Raw genomic sequence first — 25,855 nt, 5'->3', positions numbered from 1 at the left:
GCCGGAGCGTTACGCTGCCGGGCCGCCCTCGGCGAACGGATTCAGATAGCGCACATCGAGAGCGGCAAAATGCCGGACGTTGGCTGTCAGCACGGAAAGATCATTCAAACGGGCGGTCGCCGCGATCAGCACATCAGCCAAGCCAGGACTGGAGCCTCGCGCTATAGTCGCGTCTTCGAGCCGCCCGGCTTCCCGTGCGACGACCGCATCGACCGGGATGATGCGTTGGTCGAACTCGATGACGAGGCTATTGAACCAGAGGCCGAGGCGTTCCGCCTTGGCAAGCGCGCCCGACCGCATCAATTTCGCAATGCCTCGTTCCACCTCCTGAACAACGATCGACGACATATACCAGGCGCCACGCTCGCGCTGTTCGGCAACCCACGTCTGGACGTGAGCAGGAAGCGGAGCGCGGTCAGGTGCGAAGGCTGAGAGAAAAGAAGTATCAAGCAGGTAGCCGCTCAAAATTCGACTTCCCGCGATGGTGATTCATTGCGCTCAAGCTCGATGCCCCCCGGATATTGAAGCAGGAAATCCACGAATCTCTTCTGGTTGCCCTGAGGATAGAGCTTCCATCCCTCATCGATCGGCACGATCATCGCTGCCGGCTTGCCATGCTTCGTGATAATGGTTGGCTCGCCGCTCTCCGCAGCCTCGACGAGTGCCGAGAACCCCGCCTTGGCTTCTCGAACCTGCATGGTTTTCATATCGGCTCTCCTTGTGGTCTCATGTGGTCATAATATAGGAATTGTGTCTGGAAAGGAACAGTTCGCCATGCGTGTGCCGTTGGCATCTGATTTCACGCATGATCCTTTCCGGAAACCGATTCCGATTTCCAAGGGCGTGCGTTAGACTGCCTAAAATTTCGAAGCAGGGGCTTTTCGAGGGGACAAGATGGACTTTACGTTTCCGTGGCCGATGAGCCAGGGCGAGTGGGCGGCATGGTCGAGTGCCGCCATTACGCTTGTGTTCGGCTTGCTGATGTTCCTGGCGCCGCGCTTTGGATTCAGGATCATGCGGATCCAGCCCATTCCCGCAAAACCGGAGGCGATCGCCGAAGGCCGCGCGGCCATGGCGGGTTTTTATCTCGGCGTCGGCATCTGCGCGATATTGCTCGCCCAGCCGCTTATTTACATGACGCTGGGCTTCTGCTGGTTGTTCTCCGCCTTTGGCCGCCTGCTGGGAATGATGTCGGATGGCGCCAACACGCCCTACAACTGGGTTTCGGTGGTGATCGAACTCGCGCTGGCCGTGCCGCCGCTGGCCTTCGCCTTCGGCTTTCTGCCCTGAATCATCGACTAATCAGGGGCTTCCGGTTGAACTGGGCCGCCGGATGCGACAATAGTGCCTAAAACCATGCGGGACGACGCATTGCGGTCTTAAAATGCCTGTGCTAGACGGCAATCGACTTTCGGCCGGGGATAGCGGAAGCCGCGCCTCCGTGCTCGAAAAAATGCAGTAAGGTCAAAGATTTAGCCAGAGTTTTTGCTCGCGCCAACAATCTGCGGCCTGTCAGACAAGAGAAAAGACGGTCCGTGGCTCAAACGTCATCGCCAATCTCAGGTGTTGCAGAACGCTATGCGGGTTCGCTGTTCGAACTCGCCCGGCAGGCAAATTCGATCGCCAAGGTCGAGGCCGACCTCAACAGTTTCGAAGCGATGCTGGAAGGCAGCGCGGACCTTACCCGCCTGATCAACAGCCCAGTGTTCTCCAGCGAGGACCAGGCCAAGGCCATCGCTGCCATTGCCGACAAGGCCAAGATCACCGGCCTCGCCGGCAATTTCCTGCGCGTCGTCGCCCAGAACCGGCGGTTGTTCGCGGTGCCCGGCATGATCAAGGCGTTCCGCCAGATCGCCGCCGAAGCTCGTGGCGAGACCACTGCTGATGTCACGTCGGCGCATGAGCTGACGGCGGCCCAGCAAACAGAACTGAAGGCCGCGCTGAAAAGCGTTGCCGGCAAGGACGTGGCGATCATCGTCACCGTCGATCCGTCGCTGCTCGGCGGGCTGGTGGTCAAGATGGGCTCGCGCCAGATCGACACGTCACTCAAAACCAAACTCAATTCGCTCAAGCTTGCACTGAAAGAGGTCGGCTGATGGACATCCGCGCCGCGGAAATTTCCGCAATTCTGAAAGACCAGATCAAGAATTTCGGCAAGGAGGCTGAAGTCTCCGAAGTCGGTCAGGTGCTGTCCGTCGGTGACGGTATCGCCCGCGTCTACGGCCTCGACAACGTCCAGGCCGGCGAGATGGTCGAGTTCCCCGGCGGCATCCGCGGCATGGCGCTCAACCTCGAAGCCGACAATGTCGGCGTCGTCATCTTCGGCGCCGACCGCGACATCAAGGAAGGCGACATCGTCAAGCGCACCGGCGCCATCGTCGACGCGCCTGTCGGCATGGGCCTGCTCGGCCGCGTCGTCGACGCGCTGGGCAACCCGATCGACGGCAAGGGCCCGATCAAGGCGACCGAACGCAAGCGCGTCGACGTCAAGGCGCCCGGCATCATCCCGCGCAAATCGGTGAACGAGCCGATGTCGACGGGCCTCAAGGCCATCGATGCGCTGATCCCGGTCGGTCGCGGCCAGCGCGAGCTGGTCATCGGCGATCGCCAGACCGGCAAAACCGCCATCATCCTCGACACGATGCTCAACCAGAAGTCGGTGCACGACAACGGCCCCGAGAAGGAAAAGCTCTACTGCGTCTACGTCGCCGTCGGCCAGAAGCGCTCGACCGTCGCGCAGTTCGTCAAGGTCCTGGAAGAGCGCGGCGCGCTGGAATATTCGATCATCGTCGCCGCCACCGCTTCCGATCCCGCGCCGATGCAGTTCCTGGCGCCGTTCACGGCATGCACCATGGGCGAATATTTCCGCGACAATGGCATGCACGCGCTGATCAGCTACGACGATCTGTCGAAGCAGGCGGTCGCCTATCGCCAGATGTCTCTGCTGCTGCGCCGCCCGCCGGGCCGCGAAGCCTATCCTGGCGACGTCTTCTACCTGCACTCGCGTCTGCTCGAGCGCGCCGCCAAGCTCAACGACGATCTGGGTGGTGGCTCGCTGACCGCCCTGCCGATCATCGAAACGCAGGCCAATGACGTGTCGGCCTACATCCCGACCAACGTGATCTCGATCACCGACGGCCAGATCTTCCTCGAAACCAACCTGTTCTTCCAGGGCATCCGTCCTGCCGTGAACGTCGGCCTTTCGGTCAGCCGCGTCGGCTCTGCCGCGCAGATCAAGGCGATGAAGCAGGTTGCCGGCTCGATCAAGGGTGAGCTCGCGCAGTACCGCGAAATGGCTGCGTTCGCGCAGTTCGGCTCGGATCTCGATGCCGCCACGCAGCGCCTGCTCAACCGCGGATCGCGCCTGACCGAACTCCTGAAGCAGCCGCAGTTCTCGCCGCTGAAGACGGAAGAGCAGGTCGCGGTGATCTTCGCCGGCGTCAACGGCTATCTCGACAAGCTGCCGGTCAATCAGGTCGGCAAGTTCGAGCACGGGCTGCTCAGCCACATGCGTGCGGCCGGCAAGGATGTCCTTGAGGCCATCCGCAAGGAAAAGGCGCTGTCGGACGACCTGCGTGCCAAACTGAAGGCCGAGATCGACGCTTTCGCCAAGACCTTCGCCTGAGCGAAGCGCCAGTCCGGATGAGACAAGACGGGATCAGGTTTGAAGCATGCCTTCATTAAAAGACCTTCGTAACCGTATCGCCTCGGTCAAGGCGACGCAGAAGATCACCAAGGCGATGCAGATGGTCGCCGCGGCGAAGCTGCGCCGTGCGCAAGAGGCGGCCGAAGCGGCACGCCCCTATTCCGAGCGCATGGGTTCGGTGCTGGCCAACATCACCCAGGCTATCGGCGGCGGCGGCGATGCGCCGACGCTGATGACCGGTACCGGCAAGGATGACGTGCATCTGCTGGTCGTATGCACCGCCGAGCGCGGCCTGTGCGGCGGCTTCAACTCACAGATCGCCCGTCACGCCCGCGACCATATCCGCAGGCTGCTGGCCGACGGCAAGCAGGTCAAGATCATCTGCGTTGGCAAGAAGGGTTTCGACATCCTGCGCCGCGACTATGCATCGATGATCCTTGAGCGCATCGATCTGCGCGAGGTGAAGACACTTCGCTTCGCCAATGCCGACGCGATCGCAAGGAAGGTCATCCACCTCTTCAGCGAGGGCGGCTTCGACGTCTGCACGCTTTTCTATTCGCAGTTCAAGTCGGTGATCAGCCAGATTCCGACCGCGCAGCAGATCATTCCGGCTGGGCTCGCTTCCGCGCCAGTCCAGGCGACCGATGGCGGCAATGCCGTTTATGAATACGAACCGGAGCCGGGTGAAATCCTCTCCGACCTTATCCCGCGCAACATCTCCGTGCAGGTTTTCCGGGCGCTGCTTGAAAACGCGGCCGGCGAAATGGGCGCCAAGATGAGTGCGATGGACAATGCGACGCGCAACGCCGGCGACATGATCAACAAGCTGTCGATCACCTACAACCGCCAGCGGCAGGCGCAGATTACCAAGGAACTGATCGAAATCATTTCGGGCGCCGAGGCGCTCTAGGCGCGGTCCCAGGAGGTCATCGACCTTCGACCGGATCGTGTGAGAAACAAAGGACGAAAAAGGGTAAAGACGATGGCGAAAGCAGCGACTCCCAAGGCGGCAGCGCCCGCAAAGGCAGCGGCGCCGGCAAAGGCTCCAGCAGCAGCGAAGGCCGCTCCGGCCAAGAAGGCGGCAGCGCCGGCAAAGGCAGCCGCGGCCAAGACATCGGCCGTGGCCACGAAGGCGACAGGCGTCGTCGGCAAGGTTCGCCAGGTCATCGGCGCCGTTGTCGACGTGCAGTTCGGCGAACATCTGCCGGCGATCCTGAACGCGCTTGAAACGACCAATGTCGGCAATCGCCTCGTGCTCGAAGTTGCCCAGCATCTGGGCGAAAACACCGTGCGCTGCATCGCCATGGACTCGACCGAAGGTCTGGTTCGCGGCCAGGAAGTACATGACACCGGCGCGCCGATCACCGTGCCGGTCGGCCCGGGCATGCTCGGCCGCATCATCAACGTCATCGGCGAGCCGGTCGACGAAGAAGGTCCGGTGGACGCGACTGAAATGCGCTCCATCCATCAGCCGGCTCCGACCTATGTCGAGCAGTCGACGGAAGCACAGATCCTGATCACCGGCATCAAGGTGCTCGACCTGCTCGCGCCTTACGCCAAGGGCGGCAAGATCGGCCTGTTCGGCGGCGCCGGCGTCGGCAAGACCGTGCTGATCCAGGAACTGATCAACAACATCGCCAAGGCGCATGGCGGCTATTCGGTGTTCGCCGGCGTTGGCGAGCGCACCCGTGAAGGCAATGATCTCTATCACGAGTTCATCGAGTCCGGCGTCAACAAGAAGGGCGGCGGCGAGGGCTCCAAGGCGGCACTCGTCTATGGCCAGATGAACGAGCCGCCGGGCGCGCGCGCTCGCGTCGGCCTGACCGGCCTGACGGTTGCGGAATATTTCCGCGACCAGGGCCAGGACGTGCTGTTCTTCGTCGACAACATCTTCCGCTTCACGCAGGCTGGTTCCGAAGTGTCCGCGCTTCTCGGCCGTATCCCGTCTGCCGTCGGCTATCAGCCGACGCTCGCCACCGACATGGGCATGCTGCAGGAACGCATCACCACCACCACCAAGGGCTCGATCACGTCCGTGCAGGCGATCTACGTGCCGGCCGACGACTTGACCGATCCGGCGCCTGCCACCTCGTTCGCCCACCTCGACGCGACGACGACGCTGAATCGCGCCATCGCCGAAAAGGGCATCTACCCGGCGGTCGATCCGCTGGATTCGACCTCGCGCATGCTCGACCCGCTGGTCGTTGGCGACGAGCACTATGCCGTCGCCCGCCAGGTGCAGTCGATCCTCCAGCGCTACAAGTCGCTGCAGGACATCATCGCCATCCTTGGCATGGATGAGTTGTCGGAAGAGGACAAGCAGACGGTGGCCCGCGCCCGCAAGATCGAGCGCTTCCTGTCGCAGCCCTTCTTCGTCGCCGAAGTGTTCACCGGCGCGCCTGGCAAGCTGGTCGATCTCGCCGACACTATCAAGGGCTTCAAGGGCCTCTGCAACGGCGACTACGATCACCTGCCGGAAGCAGCCTTCTACATGGTCGGCGGCATCGACGAAGCCGTCGAGAAGGCACAACGTCTGGCCGCCGAAGCGGCGTAATTCCCATTTGGCAGCGCGGTTCAGCCGCGCTGCCTTCGATCCAAGCGTTTGTGAGACACCATGGCTGAAGCTTTCAAATTCGAACTGGTCTCGCCGGAGCGCCTGCTGGTTTCCGAGCAGGTCGAATCGGTCGTCATTCCGGGTGCCGAAGGCGAGATGACGGTGATGGCCCATCACGCGCCGGTCATGACCACGATCAAGCCGGGCGTTGTCACTGTAAAGTCCGTGTCTGGCCAGGAAGAGCGCTATGTGGTGTTCGGCGGCTTCGCCGACATCGTTCCTTCGGGTTGCACGCTGCTGGCGGAATCCGCCGTTGCCGTGAAGAATGTCGACCGCGCCGATCTCGCCCGCCGCATCCAGGAGGCGAAGGAAGACGCCGCCGACGCCAAGGACGACCACAGCCGCAGCAAGGCGGAGCAGTTCCTTAGCCAGCTTACGACGCTGGAAGGCGCCATCCTGCCGGCCTGACATTCGGCTCACATCGATACGCCCAGACCATCGGGCAATTGAAAAGCGAGGCTTGCCTCGCTTTTTTGTTTGTTGGAAAGTCCTGCCTCGTTTGCGGTCCCATTTGGTAGCCGATGGCAGAAGAACCTCCATCACGATCAAGATGGTCCACAGCCCTGGTGTCGTTCTTTGGCGGGCCGTTCGGCGGGTTCCTCTGGATCGGCAGTGGAAAGCTCGCGGTTGCGAGCCTGATTGCGATCGTCCTGATCGGGCTGCTGGCCTGCTATGTCGGCTTCCCGGCATTCGGCGTTCCCGGGTCCAGCGGGCTTGGGGCGGCCAATGTCACGAGCCTGGCCGTTTCTGTTCTTTCGGTGGCGGTCGTCGTGCCTTTCGCCGGCAGGTTCCGGCCGGTCAAATGGTATGCGCGCGGATTGTCGGTCCTCGGGCTGGTCTTCCTCGCCAGCTACCTGGTGGCTTTCGTGATCAGGTCGTTCCTGTTCCAACCGTTCTCGATTCCGTCCACCAGCATGCTGCCGACACTTGAACGGGGCGACTATCTGTTCGTATCCAAGTTCGCCTATGGCTACAGCCGCTACAGCGTGCCGTTCTCGTTGCTGCCGATCACGGGACGGGTGCTGGCGGCGCAGCCCGAGCGAGGCGATGTCGTCGTGTTCCGATTTCCGCCTGACCCGGACATCGACTACGTCCAGAGGATCGTCGGCATGCCCGGCGACAGGATCCAGATGATCAATGGCATCCTGCACATCAATGGCGTGGCGGTGAGCCTCCAGGATGTCGGCCCTTTTGCCTCGGATGAGTTTTCGGAGAAGACCGCCAGGCTGCAGCGCGAAACGCTGCCCAACGGCGTGTCGCATTTCGTCGTCGACCTGATGGATGGTTCGACGGGCGATAACACACCTGCCCTGGTGGTCCCGCAAGGCTGCTATTTCATGCTGGGCGACAACCGCGACAATTCGGCCGACAGCCGCTTTGACGTCGGCTTTGTCCCCTTTGAGAATCTGGTCGGCAAGGCCGAGCGCCTGTTCTGGAACTCGCGCGGCATCGACTACACCTATCGCCAGATCGTCAGATAAAGCTGCTTGTCGGTCTGCCGGGCATGCGGCGATGTCACGGGGATCGCCGCGCCGGATCCGCGCCGGATCTATCTCAAGCCTCTTCGCTTCCTATGCCAAGCGCGGCGAAGGCAAGAGTGGGGCCGCCCCGCCGCAGGTGGACGAGATGGACGGCGGCGAGTTCGATCAGCGTCTGGCGCTCGGCATGATCCCCGGCGAAGCCGGCGAGGTCGAACACCGCCGCCACGGTTTCGGTCGCGGGCAAATGCTGGCGCAAAAGTGTTGTCAGCGCCGTGTCGAGCGGATCGGTGAAATGGCTTTCGGGCAAGGTGCTTCCGCGCGCCGCGCAGGCGGCGATCCAGGCGGCCACCACCAGCGTCAGATGGACCATCTCATCACCAGCTTCGAGGCAATCGATGGCGGAGGCGATGATACGCTGCGGTAGTTTCTGGCTGCCGTCATTGGCGATCTGCGCCGTGCGGTGGGCGAGCGCGGGGTTGGAAAAACGCTCCGCCAGCGCCTCGGTGTAGCTCGTGTCGAGTCCGGCATCCTCGGGCAGGGTCGAAATGGCTTCCGCCCACAATGCGTCGACGAATTGCCGGATCGCCGGGTCGGCGAAAGCCCTGTCCACGGTCGCATGACCGCTGAGCAGGCCGAGATAGGCAATGGCCGAGTGCGAGCCGTTGAGCAGGCGCAGCTTCATCTCCTCGTATGGCCGCACGTCCTCGACCATGGTGACGCCGAATTTTTCCCACGCCGGCCGCCCGGCCGGAAAGTGGTCTTCAATGACCCATTGGCGGAATGGCTCGGTCATCACCGGCCAGGCGTCCTGAACACCGAGTTCGACGGCGATCCTTGCCCGGTCGGCATCCGTGGTTGCCGGCACGATGCGGTCGACCATGCTCGAGGGAAAAGCCACTTCGTCAGCAATGTGACGGGCAAGATCGGCATCGCGCAGCGTGGCGAATTCGATCATCAGCCGGTGCAGTGTCGCACCATTGGCCGGGAGATTGTCGCAGCAGAGCACGGTGAAGGGGGCGACGCCGGCGGCGCGGCGGCGGCGGAGAGCTTCCGCCAGGAAGCCATGCGCGGTCCTAGGCAGTTCCGGCCGCGCCAGGTCGCTGACAATGTCGGGATGAGCGCTGTCGAGACCGCCGCCCGGCGCCCTCAGATAGGCCTTTTCGGTGATCGTCAGGGTGACGATGCGCGTGCGCGGATCGGCAAGTGCCGCAAGCACGGCACCAGCGTCCTCCGGTGCTACCAGCATCGAGCCGATCGAGCCGATGACGCGCAGCTGTTCACCGCGGCTGCTTCGGACCGCCAGCGTATAGAGCCCATCCTGCGGCGACAGGGCGTCGCGGGTGTCGGCGCTGCGCAGCGAGACGCCGACAATCCCCCAACCTGTCTCCCCGGCTCCGAGGCAATCGTCGACATAGACAGCCTGGTGGGCGCGATGGAAGGCGCCGACACCGAGATGGACGATGCCTAGCGCAACCTTGTCTCGATCATATCCGGGGGTCGTGACGCCCTTGGACAGCGATCGTAGCGTGTTGTCCGACAAATGGTTGCTGGTCATGGCGTCGTCCCCGAGCGGATCGCGGGTTGCGTAACACCTGTTCCCGGTTGCCGCAAGGATGCCTGTTTCGGCGTATACGTTGACATCACCCTTGCCCAACCGTACCGATATCCAACCTGGAAGGAGCTGTTTTTCCCATGATCGCGCTGACCGATCCGGACCTGCTTTTTCAACCCGATGCGCAGTCGCGCTCCATTGCCCGCGACCTCTATGCGGGCATAAAAAGCCTGCCGATCGTCAGTCCGCACGGCCATACCGATCCGCGCTGGTATGCGCTCAACGAACCGTTTCCCGATCCGGCGCGACTGCTCATCGTTCCCGATCACTATATTTTCCGCATGCTGCTCAGCCAGGGTGTTCGCCTCGAGGATCTCGGCGTTCCAACCCTCGGCGGTTCGGCCATGGAGACCGACGGCAGGGCGATCTGGAAACGCTTCGCCGAACACTATTATCTGTTTCGTGGTACGCCGACCCGGCTTTGGTTCGACCATGTGCTGTCTCATCTTTTCGGCATAGAAGAGCCGCTGAACGCCACGACCGCCGAACGTCACTACGACACGATCGCGACCTTGCTGCAGTGGGACAATTATCGCCCACGCGCGCTGTTCGAGCGCTTCAACATCGAGGTGATCGCGACAACGGAAGGCGCGCTCGACGATCTGCAGTGGCACAAGATGATCCGCGACAGCGGCTGGCAGGGCCGGGTCGTCACCGCCTACAGGCCCGACGCGGTCGTCGATCCGGATTTTGAGGGCTTTCTGGCCAATCTCGATCGTTTCGGCGAAATCACCGGCTGCGATACCGGTAGCTGGAGCGGCTATCTCGACGCGCATCGCCAGCGCCGGGCTTTCTTCAAGGGCTTTGGCGCGACCTCCTCCGACCATGGCCATCCGACGGCCGAAACCGCCAATCTTTCCGCCGCTGCTTCCGAGGAGCTGTTCAACCGGATTCGTCTTGGCTCGGACGACGAGCGCGAACGGCGGCTGTTTCGCGCCCAGATGCTGACCGAGATGGCCAAGATGAGCCTGGACGACGGGCTGGTCCTGCAGATCCATCCCGGCTCCCTGCGAAATCATTCGCGCGCAGTGTTCGAGACATTCGGCCGGGACAAGGGTTTCGATATCCCGACCCGAACCGACTATGTGACGGCGCTGAGGCCGCTGCTGGACTGCGTCGGGCTGGAACGGGATCTCACGGTCGTGCTCTTCACGCTTGACGAGAGCAGCTATGCGCGCGAACTGGCGCCGCTTGCCGGCGTCTATCCGGCGCTGAAGCTCGGGCCGGCCTGGTGGTTCCATGATAGCCCTGAAGGCATGCGCCGATTCCGCGAGATGACGACGGAAACCGCCGGCTTCTACAACACCGTCGGCTTCAACGACGACACGCGCGCCTTTCCATCGATCCCGGCCCGTCACGACGTGGCGCGCCGCGTCGATTGCGCCTTCCTGGCGCGGCTCGTCGCGGAGCATCGGCTTGGCCAGGACGAGGCGCATGAGCTGGCCGGGGAGCTGGCTTACTCGCTTGCGAAAAAAGCCTACAGGCTTTGAGCAGCAGGAGTGTGAGCAACTTCATTATTGACCGCGACAGCGTGGAAGGGTGCATGGCTGATCGCTGATCGGCGGGAACCGGAGAGCGAATTGCATCAGCTCTGAAATGGACTTATCAGCGAACTTTGCCCGGGGGGACGAAGCTTGATCGAAAGCCTGCAAGGTACACGCCATACCGGTGCTCAAATCAACGCGGTCCTTACCGCGGGCCGACTGGGGCCTGTCATCTCGCGGAACATGCTGCCGGGCGAAGATGGCTCCAATATCAATGGCCCGTCGCTGATCAAGGTGCCAGACTGGGCGCCAGGCAGGCTGGGCGCCTACTATCTCTATTTCGCCCACCACACGGGCGCGTATATTCGCCTGGCCTATTCGAATTCCTTGCAGGGTCCGTGGCGTGTCCACGCCGCGGGCGTGTTAGCACTTGATCAATGCCCGTTCATCAAAGAGCACATTGCCTCTCCCGACGTTCATATCGATCACCAGAGACGCCGCTTCGTGATGTATTTCCATGGTCCGACAAAAAGCGGCAAGGGCCAGATGACCTTTGCCGCGACATCCGGTGACGGCCTTCATTTCAACCCGCTTCCCGAGATGCTCGGGCCATCCTATGCAAGGATTTTCCGCCACAACGGCTGGTGGTACGGGCTTTTCGGGACAGATGCCGTCACCCTCTGCCGCTCCAGGGACGGCATTTCGGATTTCAAGCAGGGCCCGGTCGTGCTGTCCACTGTCCGCCGCCGTGTTGTGCCGAGGCACGTCGCCGTGCAGAAATTCGATGAGTTACTGAGAGTCTATTACACGCGCAAGGGCGATGCTCCCGAGCGGGTTCTTCACGGCGCGATCGATCTCACCGGGGATTGGCGACAATGGAAGGTGCGGGGAGCAACCGAATTGCTGCGCCCCATGACCGCCAACGAAGGGGCCGATCTGCCCGTCCGCCGCAGTAGGCCAGGCCCGGCAAAGGGCAGGGAGAACGCACTGCGCGACCCCGCGGTTTTCGAGGAAGGCGGTCGTACCTGGCTTTTGTATGCCGTTGCCGCCGAGAGCGGCATAGCGTTGGCGGAGATTTCTTTCGCCGAGCCGCCGCGGATCACGGCGACCGGCCGGGCAATCGCGTCCCTGCAGGAATTGGGTGGACGATTGGTTGGCGGTGTTGGCCGGATGCTGTCGCCACGGTCATCAGAACCGCAAATTCCGGAGCAAACGGGGTCCGGTATTTTCATCGCAGGCTGCGCGCGCAGCGGAACCACTCTCAGCTTGAGTTTGATGGCGTGTTTCGACGATATCTATGTCCACCCGGTCGAAGCGCCGTACTCACTGCTCGATAGGCTGGATCGCCCGGAAACCAACCTTGTCGTCAAGCGCACCGCGGACTGCCACGAGAATCTTTCGCAATTGCCGGCTTCCGTCGGACTGATCTACTGCGTGCGTCATCCCTTCGACGCGCTGACCAGCTCCCATCCGGAGACGAAGCATCTGCGCCGGTTCCATGTAACCACCGGGCGCTGGGAGGCGGAGTATGATGGGTTGATGCGGCTGCGAGAGGCGCACCCGGAAAGGAACATCCTCTACCTTCGCTATGAAGACCTGATCGCCAAGCCGGATATGGTTCAGGGCAACATTGCCCGCCAGTTCGGGTTTTTACCGGCAATCCCCTTCAGCCAGGATCCGAACAACCCGATCCGGGCAACCTCCCTGAGAAAATGGGAAAGCAACGAGGAATTCCGGACGTATCTCCACGGCCTGCCGCCGGCATTTCTCAACCGTGTCGAAAGCTTCTGCCGCGAGTTCGGCTACGACATGCCGGATTGGCAATGACCGTCCAGCGACGCGGCGACCTCCGGACAGTTGGGACCTTGTGAAATGAAGAAACCCGCGCCCCGGAGAGGCGCGGGTCTATTGGCTGGACGCTCATGGCGCCGCGGTACTCAAACATCGCCGCTGAATTCGAAGGTGCCGGATCATGGTGAAAATAGGTTTAACGACCGTCTCGACCTGATGCTGCGGCCAGACTTGGTATTGCGGCCGCGGATCGGCGGCCTGCTATCTGGAGAAATCGCTGCGCACGATGCCGTGGCGCTGGAGCTTGTCGTAGAAAGTCTTGCGCGGAATGCCCAGCGCCTCGATCGTGCGCCGAACGTCGCCGTCATGATGGTCAAGGGTCTCGCGGATGACCGAGGCCTCATAGCGCTCCATGCGCTCGGGCAGCGGCATGTCCGGCGACACCGGCCCGGCTTTCGCTGTTTCCGCAATGTCTTCCAGGCCCAGCACGAAGCGCTCGGCGAAATGCGCGAGCTCGCGCACATTGCCTGGCCAGTCATGCTCCCGCAGATGGCGAACGACGGACGCCGGCACGACGGGCGTTGGGCGCCGGAAGCGGCTTGCGGCACGCTCGGTGAAATAGCCGAACAGCAGGGCGACATCGTCGCGCCGTTCGCGTAGCGGCGGAATGGAGATCGTCACCACATTGAGCCGGTAGTAGAGGTCTTCGCGAAACTTGCCGCGCTGGCTGGGGTCGCCGAGATCGACCTTGGCGGCGGCGACGACGCGCAGGTCCACGGGGCGTATCTCATTGGTGCCGAGCGGCGTCACCTCGCGCATCTCCAGTACCCGCAGCATCTGTATCTGCGTGGAGGGCGGCATGCTCTCGATCTCGTCGAGGAACAGCGTGCCGCCGCTTGCATGCTCGATCCGACCAATGCGCTTCTTCTGCGCGCCGGTGAAGGCGCCGGCCTCGTGGCCGAACAGTTCGCTCTCGATGACGGTGTCCGGCAGCGTGCCGCAATTCAGCGCGACGAAATTGCCTTTTGCGCGGCGGCTCCAGCGATGCAGGAGGCTCGCCACCACTTCCTTGCCGGAACCGGTCTCGCCCGTCACCAGCACGTCGACATCGGTGTCGGCGATCTGCCGCAGCGTGCGACGCAGCCGCTCCATGGCCGGCGTCTGGCCGATCAGAGGAAGGCCGTCCCGCGCCTGCTCGGCCGCATCGCGCAAGGCGCGGTTCTCCATCACCAGGCGGCGCTTTTCCGCCGCTCGCCGCACGCTCTGCACCAGCCGGTCGGCGGCAAAGGGCTTGGTGATGAAATCGTAGACGCCGTCCCTGATCGCCTTGACGGCCATGGCGATGTCGCCGTGCCCGGTGACGAGAATGACCGGAATGTCCTGGTCCACTTTCAGGACGCGGTCGAAGAGCTGCAGGCCGTCGATCCGGGGCATGCGGATGTCGGACACCACGACGCCGGCAAAACCGGCGTCGAGATGGGCCAGCGCCTCGACAGGCGCCGAGAAGGCCGACACGGCAAAGCCGGCAAGCTCCAGAGTCTGCGCGGTCGCCTTCAGCAGATCGCGGTCGTCGTCAATCAGGATGACGGGTGCTGCGTCCTGGTCCATCATGCCGCCTTGCAGAGAAAGATCGTGAAGCTTGTGCCGCTGTCGCCGCTCGCAACCTCGATGCGGCCGCCATAGTCGGCGACGATGTCTTTCGAGATGACGAGGCCGAGGCCAAGGCCCTTTTCCTTCGATGTGTTGAAGGGGGTGAAGAGCGAGCGCAGGATTTCGGCTGATATGCCCGGGCCGTTGTCGGACACGCTGACATTTACCTCGTCTCCGGTCGTTTCAACGGAAACCCGCACCCTGGCGTCGTCACGGCCCTCGAGCGCTTCCAGTGCATTCTGGAAGAGATTGATCAGCACCTGCTCGAGCCGCACGCGGTTTCCCATCACCATCAGCGTGGGTGGCGGCAGGTCGATGGCGAGCGCATCAAGCTGGCCGGCGAAACGGCTTCGCAAAAGCACCAGGGCGCCCTCGATCACGCCGCGCAGTTCCACCGGCTCGGCGGCGGTTCGCCCCTTGCGGGCAAAGGCCTTCAATTCGTCGGTGATACCGCCGATACGTTCCGTCAACACGGCGATGGCGCCGAGGTTTTCCTCGACGGGCGCGGTCTGCTTGCGGTCAAGGAAGACACGCGCATTGTCGGCATAGGCGCGGATGGTGGCGACCGGCTGGTTGATCTCATGCGCGACGCCGGCGGCGACCTGGCCGAGGATCGCGAGGCGGTTCGCCTGGACCAGCTCCTGCTGCACACCCTGGAGCTTTGCCTACTGCGGTGGCCGGTGATCTCGGCCTGCAGGCGGTCACGCGCGCGGCTCAGATCCTCGGTCCGCTCAGTGACGCGGCGCTCAAGCTCGGTGCGATCAGCCCGTTCTGCGGCGATCCGCATCAGCGTCGACTGCCGGCGCCACAAGAGATACGCGGCAAGGCCCATCAGGGGGATGATGACGCCCAGCGTAAGAAGCCGCATTTCGCGGATCGCGGCGGCAACCGGTCCCTCGGTTGGAACGAGATAGTCGAGACGCCAGGCGGTCGAGGGAACCAAGGTGGAAAGGCGCAGGTATTCGGCGTCGCTGCCGCCGGGCGTGACGGCATGAACGACGGTCACGTCTGGGCTCAGCGCCTCCGGGCGGGTGATTGGCAGGGGCATCAGCGGCGCGTCGCCGAATTGCTGGCTGTCCCGAACTGTGGCGAGGTCTTGGCCGGTGAGCGGCGCCACCGTCATGAAGCGCCAGGACGGGATGCTGGTGATCAGCACGACGCCATGTTCGTCGCTGACATAGGCGGGTCGGTTCGCCTCGTGCCAGTCGGCTTCGAGCTGGTCGAACTCCGCCTTGACGACGACGACCCCGAGCGGCGCGTCGGCACCGCCGACGCGGCGGGAAATGTAGAGGCCGGGGCGCTTGCTGACATTGCCGAGCGCGAAATACTCGGCCGTGCCAGCCTGCATCGCCCGGGTGAAATAGTCGCGGAATGTGTAGTCGGTGCCGACAAAGCTGATCGGCTCGCGCCAATTGCTGGAGGCGATGGCCAGTCCGTCGGTGCCGATGACATAGAGCACCGACGCCTTGGTGCCGGAGACGAGGCCCTCCAGCTTGCGGTTCAGCACATCGATCGCGGCGCTGCTTTTCAGGGTCAGCGCATCGCGCACCTGCTGGTCCTCGGACAGCAGCAAGGGCAGGGCGCGCGGGCTCTCCAGCACGGCACGCAACAGCGCGACTTTCAGATTGGCGTCAGTGCGGCCCTGCGTTGCCAGTGCTTCGATCGCGGCCGTGCGGGCATGGCGTCCGGCTCCGTACAACGCCGCCGCCACGACCAGCAGCGCAATTGCTGCAAACAGCAGCCATGCGCGGCGTGCGCGCCCGCTGAGTTGCTCGGGCGTCGACAACGAAGCAATGGCTGAACGTTGCAGCATCACCCATCTGTGCATGATTTCGCACAAAACACAATTGGAACCATGCGGATATCCGCACTATTGGCAGCTGAAGGTAGCCATATAACTTGTGATTTTCTAATGAAATCAGATTGATAGGCTGACCGTGCGCGTCTGGCACGGCAGTTGCAAATGCCAATCCAGCAGCTCCGGCTGTTGGAGGTCAATGCAATTGCCCCGGGAGGTCGAGCTTCTCGATCGGGGCGCGATGGAGGACATCATGCAGACAGCATTCGCTGCCGCCGAAACGCGCGGCAAGGTACCCTTTTACCGGCATCTCTATGTCCAGGTCCTGACGGCGATCGCCGCCGGCATCCTGCTCGGCCACTACTATCCCGAGATCGGCGCGTCCATGAAGCCGCTGGGCGATGCCTTCATCAAGCTGGTGAAGATGGTCATCGCCCCGGTCATCTTCCTGACGGTGGCAACAGGCATTGCCGGTGTTTCCGACCTGCAGAAGGTTGGCCGTGTCGCCGGCAAGGCGATGATCTACTTCCTGGTGTTCTCGACGCTGGCGCTCCTCGTTGGCCTCGTCGTCTCGAACATCGTGCAGCCGGGCGCCGGCATGCACATCAATCCGGCCACGCTCGACGCCAAGTCGGTGGCTTCATATGCCGAGAAGGCGCATGACTCGACCATCGTCGGGTTCCTGATGAACATCATCCCCGACACCATCACCAGCGCCTTCGCCCAGGGCGATATCCTGCAGGTGCTGTTCTTCTCGGTGCTGTTCGGCATAGCACTTGCGCTGGTCGGCGATCGCGGCCGCCCCGTCGTCGATTTCCTGCAGGCGCTGACCGCGCCGATCTTCCGCCTCGTCGCCATCCTGATGAAGGCCGCACCCATCGGCGCCTTTGGCGCAATGGCCTTCACCATCGGCAAATACGGCATCGGCTCCGTTGCCAATCTCGCCATGCTGATCGGCACATTCTACCTGACCGCTGTTCTGTTCGTGCTGGTGGTGCTCGGATCGGTCGCCCGCTACAACGGCTTCTCGATCCTGGCGCTGCTGCGCTATATCAAGGAAGAACTGCTGCTGGTGCTCGGCACCTCGTCCTCGGAAGCGGCACTTCCCGGCCTGATGGCCAAGATGGAGCGCGCCGGCTGCAATCGCTCCGTGGTCGGCCTGGTCATTCCCACCGGCTATTCCTTCAACCTCGACGGCACCAATATCTACATGACGCTTGCCGCGCTGTTCATCGCGCAGGCGACCGATACGCCGCTCACCTATGGCGACCAGATCCTGCTGTTGCTGGTGGCGATGCTGAGCTCCAAGGGCGCCGCCGGCATTACCGGCGCCGGCTTCATCACGCTGGCCGCGACGCTGTCTGTCGTCCCCACCGTGCCGGTCGCCGGCCTGGCGCTGATCCTCGGCATCGACCGCTTCATGTCGGAATGCCGTGCACTCACCAACCTCGTCGGTAATGCCGTTGCGACGATCGTCGTGGCGCGCTGGGAAGGCGAGCTCGACCAGTCGAAGTTCGCGGCGGCCCTGGCCGGCACCTTGCCGGAAGAGGTCGACTTGTCGGTGCCAGGACTGCAGCCTGCCTGATCGCAATGACGGGGGTCGGGTCGTCCTCGACTCCATCGCATCAGCCATGAACGCAAGAAAACAGAGCTCCATCCCGATCGGGATGGAGCTTCACTGCGTGGTGCGCAGCCTGACCACAAAGCTGCGCACTGCCAGCACCAGCACAGTGATGATGATCAGGATCACCGAAAGTGCCGCGATCGCCGGGTCGATGTTGTCGCGCAGGCCCATCCACATCAGCCTGGGCAGTGTGATGGCGTTGACCGAGGTGATGAACAGGGTGACGCCGATCTCTTCCCAGGACAGTACGAAGGACAGCAGCGCGGCGGTGATGATGCCGAACTTGATGTTGGGCATGATGATGCGGGTGGCGCGCTCCCAGACGGTGGCGCCAAGGCCACGCGCGGCAAGGTCGATGCGCCGGTCGAGTTGGCTGAGCGACACCAGCATCAGCACCGTGGCGAAGGGCACCGTCATCACCGAATGGGCCATGGCGACGCCAAGCCACGTGTCATAGCCGAAGAACGAGCTGAAGCCTGAGATCGAGGTCAACAGGAAGTAGAGCGTGATCGCCGAGACCACCGGCGGCACCACCATCGGCAGCAACACGAAGCCGACAAGGGCGGCGGTGAAGCGCGGCTGGAACATCCACACACCCAGGCTGAAGCACAGCGCCAGCACGGTGGAGAAGGCGCTGCTGACGACGCCGATGCGGATCGAGAGCAGGATCGAGTCGATCCAGCGCGGGTCCTCGATCAGCGACCTGTAGTGACGCAGCGAGAGTTCGCCATTGGGCATCGACAGCATGCGGCTTGGCGTCAGCGACACCGGGACGACGGCGAGCAGCGGCATCAGCAGGAACAGCGCGACGAAGGCGGCGATGATCAGCGAGACGGGGCCGGGGCGATAGGTCGGCATCGCGGCTACACCATCTGCTTTGGTTGCACGTAACGGAACAGCAGAGCCATCAGCGCGCCGACGAACAGCACCAGCACGACGCTGATCGCCGCGCCCAGTCCCCAATCCGGGCTCTGGAAGATCCTGAGATAGATCAGTTCGGCGACCATCACGCTGCGGCCGCCGCCAAGGATCGCCGGCGTGACGAAGAAGCCCAGCGAAAAGACGAAGACGATGAGTGCGGCCCCGATGATGCCGGAGCGGGTCATCGGCACGAAGACCGACCAGAAGGTGCGCATGCGGCTGGAGCCGAGCCCGCGCGCCGCCAGAAGCACGCGGTCGTCGAGGCTGCGCATGGCGGATGCCAGCGGAAAGACGGCGAAGGGAATGAGGAAATGCGTCATGCCGACGATGACGCCGAATTCGTTGCGCACCAAGGTCAGCGGTTCGGAGATGAAGCCGAGCGCCTGCAGCCAGGTGTTGATCAGGCCGCGGTTGGAGAGCAGCGCCACCCAGCCGAAGGCGCGGGTCAGCACGGAAATCCAGAAGGGAACGAGAATGCAGAACTCGGCCACCAGGCGCTGCGCCGGCGTGCCGCGCACCCAGACGACTGTGATGGCATAGGCAGCGGCGACCGACACGATGGTGACGATTGCCGCGATGCGCAGCGTCCTGATGAACACCGACTGCACGAGATCGTCGGTGAGCAGCGCTTCATACTGGCCGAGCCCCGGCGTCGGCAGCGTGAAGCTCCACTTGACGACACCGAGGAACGGCCAGGCATAGGCCAGCACGAGGAACAGGAGCAGCGGCGCCATCAACAGCGCCGCGCCCATCCTGTCTGAGAGATAGGACCGCATCCTGGCCTGATCAGGCGGAGATGATCTTGGTGTATTCGTCGAGCGCCGCCCCGTAGTTCTTGGCGTACCAGTCCATGTCGAGCGGGATCTGCTTGGCCATGTTGGCGGGGTCGACCGGATTGATCCGCTTCTTGTCGGCCGGGATCAGCGCGTCGGCGGCCGGATTGGCTGGGCCCTGGCCGAGCTTGTCGAACATGATCAGCTGCTTTTGCGGATCCTGGGCGCTGGCGATGAATTTCATTGCAGCGTCCTTGCCGCCGGGGTTGCCCTTGAGGACGGCAAGTGCGCCGGGCGAGATCAGGCCCTGGTCCCAGATGAACTTGATCTTGCCGCCGGAATCCTGCTCGATCAGCGAGGCGCGGGTCGACCAGACGATGGCCATAGACGCCTCGCCGTTGAGCAGCACACTCTGGCTCTCGGCGCCGCCGCCCCAATAGGAGACGACGTTTTCCTTGAAGGCAGCGATCTTGTCATGCGCGCGCTTGAGATCGAGCGGGTAGAGCGAAGCTGGCGCGACGCCGTCGGCCAGAAGGGCCGCTTCCCAGCTCGACACGCCCCATTTGTAGAGCGAGCGCTTGCCGGGGAATTTCTTCACGTCGAAGAAATCGGCCATGCCGGTCGGGGCGTCCTTGCCGTATTTCTCCGAATCGTAGGCGATGATGTAGGAGAAGAAATAGGTCGAGGCGGCGTAGTCCCAGCCGAAGCCGGGGCGCATCTTCTTCTTGTCGACAACATTGTAGTCGATCGGCTCGAGCATACCTTGCGCGCCGAGCGTGATGGCCGAGAACGGGTCGACGTCGACGAGGTCCCAGGTCGGCGCGCCGCTCTTGAACTGAGCGGCGATGGCGCCTTCGGTCGGGCCCGAACCGTCCATCTTGACGACAATGCCGGTGTCCTTGGTGAACGACTGGCCATAGGCGGCGTCATAAGCGGTGATGGCGTCGCCGCCCCAGTTCACCAGCACCAGTTCCTTGGCCGCGGCAAAGGCCCCGGTCGAGCGCAGCAGCATCGGCGTGCCGGCCAGCACGATCGCCGCCAACTGCGCGAATTGACGGCGCGAGATTTCACCTCGACCTGCCCGGGCGGACAGGGTCTCGACGGCTTGTTTCTTGGTGTCGTGTGTCATGTCAGTTCCCCTTATTGTTGTTGATCGTTTCCGGAAGCCTGCGTGTCCCACCGGTCCACGCAGGCGGTCATTGTCCTCCGTCCGGAAGGAGGAAACCCTTTTCCGCCGGCCAGGTCAGCCAGACGGAATTGCCTTTGCTGAGTGCCGAGGCCGCAACCTCGTTCGGCACCGACACCGTGACCTTGGCGCCTTGCCGCGTCGTCAGGTCGAGCCGCGTCGCGGCACCCAGGTAGGTCGAGTTGGTGGCTGTCGCGGCGATCCCATTCTCGCCTGCCACGGCCTCGCCGGCGATCGACATATATTCAGGCCGGATCGCCAGGATCGCATCGCCACGCACCGCCTCGGCCTTGCAGCGCATGCTGACCGCGCGGTCCTCGCAGAGGCCCGTCGAGCCGTTGTCGGCCGGGCGCACACCCTTCAGCGGCAACATGTTGATCTCGCCGAGGAACTCGGCGACGAAGCGGTTGTCCGGCCGGTCGTAGACCTCGTCGGGGGCGCCGACCTGCAGCAGTTTGCCATGGTTGAAGATGGCAACGCGCGACGACAGCGCCAGCGCCTCGCTCTGGTCGTGGGTGACGAAGACGAAAGTGGTGCCGGTCTCCTCATGCAGCCGTTTCATCTCGGCCTGCATCTGGCCGCGCAGGCCCTTGTCGAGTGCCGAGAACGGTTCGTCGAGCAACAGCACGCCCGGCTCGAACACCAGCGCACGGGCAAGGGCCACGCGCTGCTGCTGGCCGCCCGAAAGCTGCGCCGGCAATTTCTTCTCATGACCCTTCAGCCCGACGCGCTCGATCATCTCGCCGACGCGGCGCTTGATGTCGGCAGCCGATTTCTTGCGCACCTTGAGCGGGAAGGCGATGTTGGCCTCGACGCTCATATGCGGGAACAGCGCATAGCCCTGGAACACCATGCCGGCGGCGCGCTGTTCGGCTGGCCGGTCGGTAATGTCGGTCCCGTCGCTGAAAAGCTTGCCTTCGCTCGGCTGGACGAAGCCGGCCAGGATCATCAGGAAGGTGGTCTTGCCCGAGCCAGAAGGTCCGAGCAGGGTCAGGAACTCGCCCCGGCCGATATTGAGGGACAGATTGTCAAGCGCACGGAAGGAGCCGAAGCTCTTACCGATCCCGATTGCCTTGATCTCTGCGGCATGGCCGGGTTGCTGCATACTGCCCTTTCCCTAACGCTTATCGAAATCGTAGGCACGGTTCCGGCTCACCGCAACCGAATAGTTTTCGCCGGATCGGCAAATTTGATTCATCTATGGCGCCAGACAGGGCGGTTCGCGTCGAGCGCGACGTCCTCTTCTTGTGAAAAGCCAGACGGGGCCGAGCCCGATCGGACCGACCCCTCTGACCGCTTCGCGGCCATCTCCCCCGCGCGGGGGAGATCAGCTCTCCATCGCCTGGCTCAATATGGCCTGACCGGATTCTCCGAGAGCTTCGACCTCAACCATGCCGCGAACGCTTCCAGCACAGGATGCGACGCCTTGGCGTGCTCGGAGACCATGAAATAGGAGCGCGGCGACTTGATCGCGATGTCGAACGGTCTGACGAGCCGGCCTTCATTCAGCGCGCGGCGGCTGGTCAGCTCATCGCCCATGGCAATGCCCTGGCCGGCGATCGCCGCCGAGAAGACAAGGTTCATGTCCGAAAAGAAGATGCCGCCTTCGGTGTCGGGGTTTTCCACCTTGGACAGCGCCAGCCAGCGCGCCCAGTCCTCGGTGTCATCAAGATGGAGCAGATTTGCGCGCAGCACGTCCGACGGCTTCGAAAGGCCGCCTACCTTGTTGAGCAGGGTCGGGCTGCACAGCGGCGTGAAGGAAATTTCGCAAAGCAGCTCCACCGCGCGGTTCGGCCAGTTGCCGACGCCGAAGGCGATGAAGGCATCGGCTTCCGGATTGCTGACATCGTCCAGGCGTCGCGGTGTCAATATGTGCAGGGCCACATCCGGATACATCTGCCGGAATTCCGCGATATGCGTGCACAGGAACAGCGAGGCGAAGCCCGGTGTGCAGGAAACGGCGAACGAGCCGCCGACGCCGGTGCCCTCGTGGCGGGTCACCGCGTCGCCCAACACCGTCAGCGCCTTGCGCACGTCGCTGGCGTAGCGCTGGCCGCGTGGGGTCAGCGCCACGCCCTTGCCGATGCGCTCAAGCAGATCGAAGCCGAGATCGCGCTCGAGCAGGCGCAGCTGATGGCTGACGGCGCTGCGGGTCAGGTGCAGTTCGTCGGCGGCGCGCCACACGCTGCCATGGCGGGCGAAACTGTCGAGCGCACGCAGCGCTTGGGTCGATGGTATTCTCAAGATGCCTCAGGTGAACCGAATTTGCACGAACCGGGAAAACATATCACTTTTTGAAAAAGCGCTTCACTGCTTTCTTCTCGTTCCATGGATAAACCAGTGACGACCTCCGCCCAGGCAACCGCGCTTGCCCATCTCGACGACATCCAGCCGTCGCTGTCGGCGTGGACGCGGACCATCTTCGATTTTGGTGAGACCGCCTGGCGCGAATACCAGTCGGCCGCCTGGTACGTGGAACTGCTGAAGCGCGAGGGGTTCTCGGTCGAAGAAGGTTCGGGCGGCATGCCCACGGCCTTCTGTGCCCACTGGACCAACGGCGCCGGTCCGACCATCGGCATGTATGCCGAGTATGACGCGGTGCCCGGCAATTGCCAGGATGCGGCGACGGTCAAGCGCCCGCGCCCTGGCCTCGGCGAACATGCCGGCGGCCATACCGATCCGCATTCCGGACTGGGGATTTCCAGCCTTGGCGGTCTGCTGGCGACCAAGGCCGCGATGCAGCGCCATGGCATTGGCGGAACGTTGCGCTTCACCGGGGAGCCGGCCGAGAAGGTGCGGGGTTCAAAACCCATCCATGCCGCCAGGGGCTATTATGACGGACTGGATGGAATGCTCTCCTTCCACCCGTTCTACATGCTGCCGCTCTGCAACACGGCGCGCTGGGACACGCATTGCGGCGCGGCCTATGCGATGATCTACCGCTTTATCTGCGACGAACCCGAAAATTGGGTTCGCGCAAGCGACGGGGCGCCGATTCCGCAGTCGCATTCCGCGATCAGGGCGCCCGGCGCCAATGACGCGCTGATGATGATGTACATGGCCTCGAAAGCGCTGCGTGATTCCATGCTTCCGCACCAGGGCGGCTGGTCGATCAGCGAGGCGATCCTGACGGCGGGGCAGGCCACCGCCGACAATCTGCCGGCGGGGCTCGCCGAGATCCAGTACATGATGCGCGTGCCGACCCTGGCCATGGCCGAGCAGGTGACCGCGATACTTGACCGCAATGCGGAAGCCGCTGCCAGGATGAGTGGCTGCCGGTATGAGCGGCACTGGGTCTCCAAATCGCGACCGGGGCTCGCCAATCACGCGATGGCTGATATCGCCTATGGGGCGCTGTCGACGGTTGGTCCGCCGCACTGGAACGAAGCCGCGAAAGCCGTTGCGCGCGAAATCCAGGTCAATGCCGGCGGCATTGCCACGGAAAATCCGTTTATCGATGCGTTGGAGCGGCTGATCACGCCACAAGAGGCTGAAGCGATCCTGCGGCGCGACCTGCCGCCGTCGCAGACTAATTCGACCTCCGACGACTACACCGACATGAGCTGGCATGCGCCGACGGCACGTTTCTATGTCGCTCGTCCGGCGTTGCGCTCGTCCGGCGGACAGGCTTATCCATCCTGGGTCATGAATGCGCTGGGCGGCATTCCCGCCACCATCGACCCGATGGTCACCTGCGCGTCCAAGACGGTCGCGCTCGCGGCGCTGCGCCTGCTCGAAGACAAGGCAGCCCGCGATGCGGCGATGGACGAATTCGTCAAGCGTACCGGTGGCGGTATTGGCGGTTCGAACTGGATCGCGCCGCTGTGCGACTACGACCCACCGATCCACTTCCGCTGGCCCGAATATGTCACCACGCCGCGCGGCCGCGACTGGTGGATACCCAACCAAACCGCATGACCGCCGATTTGATCACGAGGAGAATCCCATGACCGTTCATGACCGCATTGTCGCAGAACCATTTTCGCTCCAGCGCCGCAACCCGGCCGGCGGCACCAAGCCGCTTACCGCCTGGGGCTTTGCCAACGAGACCGACGTGCTGACCGACGTTTTGCTCGGCTCGCCGAATTTCCTGCGCCATCTGTCGACCAGCTCGCTGTCGCGCAAGCATCTGCGCGAGGCGCCCTGCAACGTCCAGATCGCGCAGGCGCAGCACAAGGACCTCGTTGCCGCCTACGAGCATTTCGGCGTCAACATCCACTGGCACGAGCCGACGCCGGAGCTGCCGATGCAGGTCTATTCGCGCGATTCCAGCGTGATGACGCCCTATGGCGCCTTCATCACCGCCATGGCCAACTGGTGGCGGCGCGGCGAGAACTACGCGGCGATCCGCACCTATGAGAAGCTCGGCATCCCGATCTATGACATGGTCACCGCCGGCACCTTCGAAGGCGGCGACTTCAACGTCATCGAGGATGGCGTGGTACTGATCGGCTGCGGCGGCGCCCGTACGCAGGAGGAAGGCGCGCGTCAGGTGCAGGCCTGGTTCGACAAGGAAGGCTGGGAAACCCGTATCGCCTTCATCGACGAATATTACGTCCATATCGACCTGATGGTGGTGCCGATCGCCGAGAAGCTGACGGCCGTCTGCCTTGCCTGCACGGAACCGGGCATCGTCGACTGGCTGAAGGGCAAGGGCCACGAGATCATCGACGTGCCGTTCCAGGACACGATGGCGCTCGGCTGCAACTTCATGTCGCTGGGCAAGGACCGGGTGATCGCGCCGACCTCATCGAAGTCGTTGATCGGCCAGCTCAAGGCGCGCGGCTTCGAGGTCGCGGCGGTCGACATGAGCGAGATCTCGAAGACCGGCGGCGGCATCCACTGCATGGCGCAGGCGCTCAAGCGCGAGCCAGTGTGAACAGCCGGTAGAATCCGTCGCCGATCGCAGTAGACCCGTCGTGCCTTCCGGCACGGCGGGTCTTCGTGCCTTTGACGCTGAGGCTACTGCTCGATTTCCTGGACAATCTCGTGGGTGTCCGGATCGACCAGATAGGTGCGTCCGCCCACCACGACATACTGATACCTGACATCCGGCACATCGATCCTGTGAAGCTCGACCGTATCGGGCAGCTTTGAGCCGAGGTTCAATTCGACGCCTGGAAGATCAAGTGAAACCAGTGGCTTCTTCTTCACGTATTCCCGAATAACGGTTTCCTGCTCTGGCTTGATGATAATAGTTTCCGCCGAGGCGATACCGACGCCAGCGAGAAGAAGAATACCTGCTGCTGCTACTGAAAGATGCGTTTTCACTACC

22 protein-coding genes and 1 pseudogene are annotated in these 25,855 nt (G+C 63.2%); 12 read left to right on the top strand and 11 right to left on the bottom strand.

The window, feature by feature from the left end; all coding sequences use genetic code 11:
* Nucleotides 1-9 precede the first annotated feature (9 nt).
* Nucleotides 10-465: a type II toxin-antitoxin system VapC family toxin gene (locus LGH82_RS21300; protein ID WP_227344612.1), complete on the bottom strand. Its 456-nt coding sequence runs from the start codon at nucleotides 463-465 to the stop codon at nucleotides 10-12.
* Nucleotides 462-707: a type II toxin-antitoxin system Phd/YefM family antitoxin gene (locus LGH82_RS21295; RefSeq protein ID WP_227344611.1), complete on the bottom strand. Its 246-nt coding sequence runs from the start codon at nucleotides 705-707 to the stop codon at nucleotides 462-464. Before LGH82_RS21295 ends, LGH82_RS21300 begins: the two co-directional genes overlap by 4 nt.
* 187 nt (nucleotides 708-894) lie before the next feature.
* Here LGH82_RS21295 and LGH82_RS21290 point away from each other — a divergent pair, with 187 nt between their 5' ends.
* From LGH82_RS21290 to lepB, 7 genes are all read left to right on the top strand, one after another.
* The gene (locus LGH82_RS21290) at nucleotides 895-1,290 is read left to right on the top strand and encodes a DUF4345 family protein (protein ID WP_227344610.1); all 396 of its coding nucleotides are present in this window, start codon (nucleotides 895-897) and stop codon (nucleotides 1,288-1,290) included.
* 245 nt (nucleotides 1,291-1,535) lie between these two features.
* Complete coding sequence (locus LGH82_RS21285; RefSeq protein ID WP_227344609.1) at nucleotides 1,536-2,096, top strand: F0F1 ATP synthase subunit delta; 561 nt, start codon at nucleotides 1,536-1,538, stop codon at nucleotides 2,094-2,096.
* Nucleotides 2,096-3,625, top strand: coding sequence for a F0F1 ATP synthase subunit alpha (gene atpA, locus LGH82_RS21280; protein WP_227344608.1), 1,530 nt, complete (start codon nucleotides 2,096-2,098; stop codon nucleotides 3,623-3,625). The genes LGH82_RS21285 and atpA overlap by 1 nt, the downstream gene beginning before the upstream one ends.
* 46 nt (nucleotides 3,626-3,671) lie before the next feature.
* Nucleotides 3,672-4,556 (top strand): F0F1 ATP synthase subunit gamma, encoded by an 885-nt coding sequence (locus LGH82_RS21275; protein ID WP_227344607.1) that lies wholly within the window; start codon nucleotides 3,672-3,674, stop codon nucleotides 4,554-4,556.
* A gap of 72 nt (nucleotides 4,557-4,628) precedes the next feature.
* Nucleotides 4,629-6,200, top strand: coding sequence for a F0F1 ATP synthase subunit beta (atpD, locus tag LGH82_RS21270; RefSeq protein ID WP_227344606.1), 1,572 nt, complete (start codon nucleotides 4,629-4,631; stop codon nucleotides 6,198-6,200).
* A gap of 60 nt (nucleotides 6,201-6,260) precedes the next feature.
* Complete coding sequence (locus LGH82_RS21265) at nucleotides 6,261-6,668, top strand: F0F1 ATP synthase subunit epsilon (RefSeq protein ID WP_227344605.1); 408 nt, start codon at nucleotides 6,261-6,263, stop codon at nucleotides 6,666-6,668.
* 158 nt (nucleotides 6,669-6,826) lie between these two features.
* Nucleotides 6,827-7,741, top strand: a complete 915-nt coding sequence (gene lepB / locus LGH82_RS21260) for a signal peptidase I (protein ID WP_227344604.1) — start codon at nucleotides 6,827-6,829, stop codon at nucleotides 7,739-7,741.
* 73 nt (nucleotides 7,742-7,814) lie between these two features.
* Here lepB and LGH82_RS21255 read toward each other — a convergent pair whose 3' ends face one another.
* A complete protein-coding gene (locus LGH82_RS21255) occupies nucleotides 7,815-9,296 on the bottom strand; it encodes a mannitol dehydrogenase family protein (RefSeq protein WP_227344603.1) in 1,482 nt (493 codons plus the stop codon).
* 137 nt (nucleotides 9,297-9,433) lie between these two features.
* Between LGH82_RS21255 and uxaC the strand changes: the two genes are divergently transcribed.
* Nucleotides 9,434-10,843 (top strand): glucuronate isomerase, encoded by a 1,410-nt coding sequence (gene uxaC, locus LGH82_RS21250; protein ID WP_227344602.1) that lies wholly within the window; start codon nucleotides 9,434-9,436, stop codon nucleotides 10,841-10,843.
* Nucleotides 10,844-10,987: 144 nt separating this feature from the next.
* Nucleotides 10,988-12,664: a sulfotransferase gene (locus tag LGH82_RS21245; protein WP_227344601.1), complete on the top strand. Its 1,677-nt coding sequence runs from the start codon at nucleotides 10,988-10,990 to the stop codon at nucleotides 12,662-12,664.
* Nucleotides 12,665-12,889: 225 nt separating this feature from the next.
* Here the strand turns inward: LGH82_RS21245 and LGH82_RS21240 are convergent, their stop codons facing one another.
* The gene (locus LGH82_RS21240; protein WP_227344600.1) at nucleotides 12,890-14,239 is read right to left on the bottom strand and encodes a sigma-54-dependent transcriptional regulator; all 1,350 of its coding nucleotides are present in this window, start codon (nucleotides 14,237-14,239) and stop codon (nucleotides 12,890-12,892) included.
* Nucleotides 14,236-16,091: pseudogene (locus LGH82_RS21235) on the bottom strand (sensor histidine kinase). The gene LGH82_RS21240 and the pseudogene LGH82_RS21235 overlap by 4 nt, the downstream one beginning before the upstream one ends.
* 238 nt (nucleotides 16,092-16,329) lie before the next feature.
* Between LGH82_RS21235 and LGH82_RS21230 the strand changes: the two are divergent.
* Nucleotides 16,330-17,661 carry a dicarboxylate/amino acid:cation symporter gene (locus LGH82_RS21230; RefSeq protein ID WP_227344599.1) on the top strand — a complete coding sequence of 444 codons (1,332 nt, stop codon included), beginning with the start codon at nucleotides 16,330-16,332 and terminating at the stop codon, nucleotides 17,659-17,661.
* Between the two features lie 90 nt (nucleotides 17,662-17,751).
* On the opposite strand, the gene LGH82_RS21225 is transcribed toward LGH82_RS21230, so the two are convergent.
* From LGH82_RS21225 to LGH82_RS21205, 5 genes are all read right to left on the bottom strand, one after another.
* Nucleotides 17,752-18,558 (bottom strand): ABC transporter permease, encoded by an 807-nt coding sequence (locus tag LGH82_RS21225; protein ID WP_227344598.1) that lies wholly within the window; start codon nucleotides 18,556-18,558, stop codon nucleotides 17,752-17,754.
* A gap of 5 nt (nucleotides 18,559-18,563) precedes the next feature.
* A complete protein-coding gene (locus LGH82_RS21220) occupies nucleotides 18,564-19,397 on the bottom strand; it encodes an ABC transporter permease (protein WP_227344597.1) in 834 nt (277 codons plus the stop codon).
* Nucleotides 19,398-19,407: 10 nt separating this feature from the next.
* Entirely contained in the window at nucleotides 19,408-20,523 is a 1,116-nt protein-coding gene (locus LGH82_RS21215) for an ABC transporter substrate-binding protein (RefSeq protein WP_227344596.1), read from the bottom strand.
* Nucleotides 20,524-20,590: 67 nt separating this feature from the next.
* A complete protein-coding gene (locus LGH82_RS21210) occupies nucleotides 20,591-21,685 on the bottom strand; it encodes an ABC transporter ATP-binding protein (RefSeq protein WP_227344595.1) in 1,095 nt (364 codons plus the stop codon).
* Between the two features lie 242 nt (nucleotides 21,686-21,927).
* On the bottom strand, nucleotides 21,928-22,824 hold the full coding sequence (locus LGH82_RS21205) for a LysR substrate-binding domain-containing protein (RefSeq protein ID WP_227344594.1): 897 nt from the start codon (nucleotides 22,822-22,824) through the stop codon (nucleotides 21,928-21,930).
* Nucleotides 22,825-22,908: 84 nt separating this feature from the next.
* On the opposite strand from LGH82_RS21205, the gene LGH82_RS21200 reads away from it, so the two are divergent.
* Both LGH82_RS21200 and LGH82_RS21195 read left to right on the top strand, forming a co-directional pair.
* Nucleotides 22,909-24,498 (top strand): amidohydrolase, encoded by a 1,590-nt coding sequence (locus LGH82_RS21200; RefSeq protein ID WP_227344593.1) that lies wholly within the window; start codon nucleotides 22,909-22,911, stop codon nucleotides 24,496-24,498.
* 28 nt (nucleotides 24,499-24,526) lie between these two features.
* Nucleotides 24,527-25,459 (top strand): dimethylarginine dimethylaminohydrolase family protein, encoded by a 933-nt coding sequence (locus tag LGH82_RS21195; protein WP_227344592.1) that lies wholly within the window; start codon nucleotides 24,527-24,529, stop codon nucleotides 25,457-25,459.
* Nucleotides 25,460-25,542: 83 nt separating this feature from the next.
* Here LGH82_RS21195 and LGH82_RS21190 read toward each other — a convergent pair whose 3' ends face one another.
* A complete protein-coding gene (locus tag LGH82_RS21190; protein WP_227344591.1) occupies nucleotides 25,543-25,851 on the bottom strand; it encodes a DUF1236 domain-containing protein in 309 nt (102 codons plus the stop codon).
* Nucleotides 25,852-25,855 lie beyond the last annotated feature (4 nt).

It is taken from the genome of Mesorhizobium sp. PAMC28654 (assembly GCF_020616515.1).
Classification (GTDB): domain Bacteria; phylum Pseudomonadota; class Alphaproteobacteria; order Rhizobiales; family Rhizobiaceae; genus Mesorhizobium.
This window is presented reverse-complemented; position numbering and strand designations above follow the sequence as displayed.

Excerpts from the sequence above, each read along its gene's own strand:
- LGH82_RS21195 (WP_227344592.1), top strand. The coding sequence starts at position 24,527 with ATGACCGTTCATGACCGCATTGTCGCAGAACCATTTTCGCTCCAGCGC.
- uxaC (WP_227344602.1), top strand. The coding sequence starts at position 9,434 with ATGATCGCGCTGACCGATCCGGACCTGCTTTTTCAACCCGATGCGCAG.
- LGH82_RS21275 (WP_227344607.1), top strand. The coding sequence starts at position 3,672 with ATGCCTTCATTAAAAGACCTTCGTAACCGTATCGCCTCGGTCAAGGCG.
- LGH82_RS21225 (WP_227344598.1), bottom strand. The coding sequence starts at position 18,558 with ATGCCGACCTATCGCCCCGGCCCCGTCTCGCTGATCATCGCCGCCTTC.
- LGH82_RS21295 (WP_227344611.1), bottom strand. The coding sequence starts at position 707 with ATGAAAACCATGCAGGTTCGAGAAGCCAAGGCGGGGTTCTCGGCACTC.
- LGH82_RS21220 (WP_227344597.1), bottom strand. The coding sequence starts at position 19,397 with ATGCGGTCCTATCTCTCAGACAGGATGGGCGCGGCGCTGTTGATGGCG.
- LGH82_RS21210 (WP_227344595.1), bottom strand. The coding sequence starts at position 21,685 with ATGCAGCAACCCGGCCATGCCGCAGAGATCAAGGCAATCGGGATCGGT.
- LGH82_RS21265 (WP_227344605.1), top strand. The coding sequence starts at position 6,261 with ATGGCTGAAGCTTTCAAATTCGAACTGGTCTCGCCGGAGCGCCTGCTG.
- LGH82_RS21230 (WP_227344599.1), top strand. The coding sequence starts at position 16,330 with ATGCAGACAGCATTCGCTGCCGCCGAAACGCGCGGCAAGGTACCCTTT.
- LGH82_RS21200 (WP_227344593.1), top strand. The coding sequence starts at position 22,909 with ATGGATAAACCAGTGACGACCTCCGCCCAGGCAACCGCGCTTGCCCAT.
- LGH82_RS21255 (WP_227344603.1), bottom strand. The coding sequence starts at position 9,296 with ATGACCAGCAACCATTTGTCGGACAACACGCTACGATCGCTGTCCAAG.
- atpD (WP_227344606.1), top strand. The coding sequence starts at position 4,629 with ATGGCGAAAGCAGCGACTCCCAAGGCGGCAGCGCCCGCAAAGGCAGCG.
- LGH82_RS21215 (WP_227344596.1), bottom strand. The coding sequence starts at position 20,523 with ATGACACACGACACCAAGAAACAAGCCGTCGAGACCCTGTCCGCCCGG.
- LGH82_RS21290 (WP_227344610.1), top strand. The coding sequence starts at position 895 with ATGGACTTTACGTTTCCGTGGCCGATGAGCCAGGGCGAGTGGGCGGCA.
- LGH82_RS21240 (WP_227344600.1), bottom strand. The coding sequence starts at position 14,239 with ATGATGGACCAGGACGCAGCACCCGTCATCCTGATTGACGACGACCGC.
- atpA (WP_227344608.1), top strand. The coding sequence starts at position 2,096 with ATGGACATCCGCGCCGCGGAAATTTCCGCAATTCTGAAAGACCAGATC.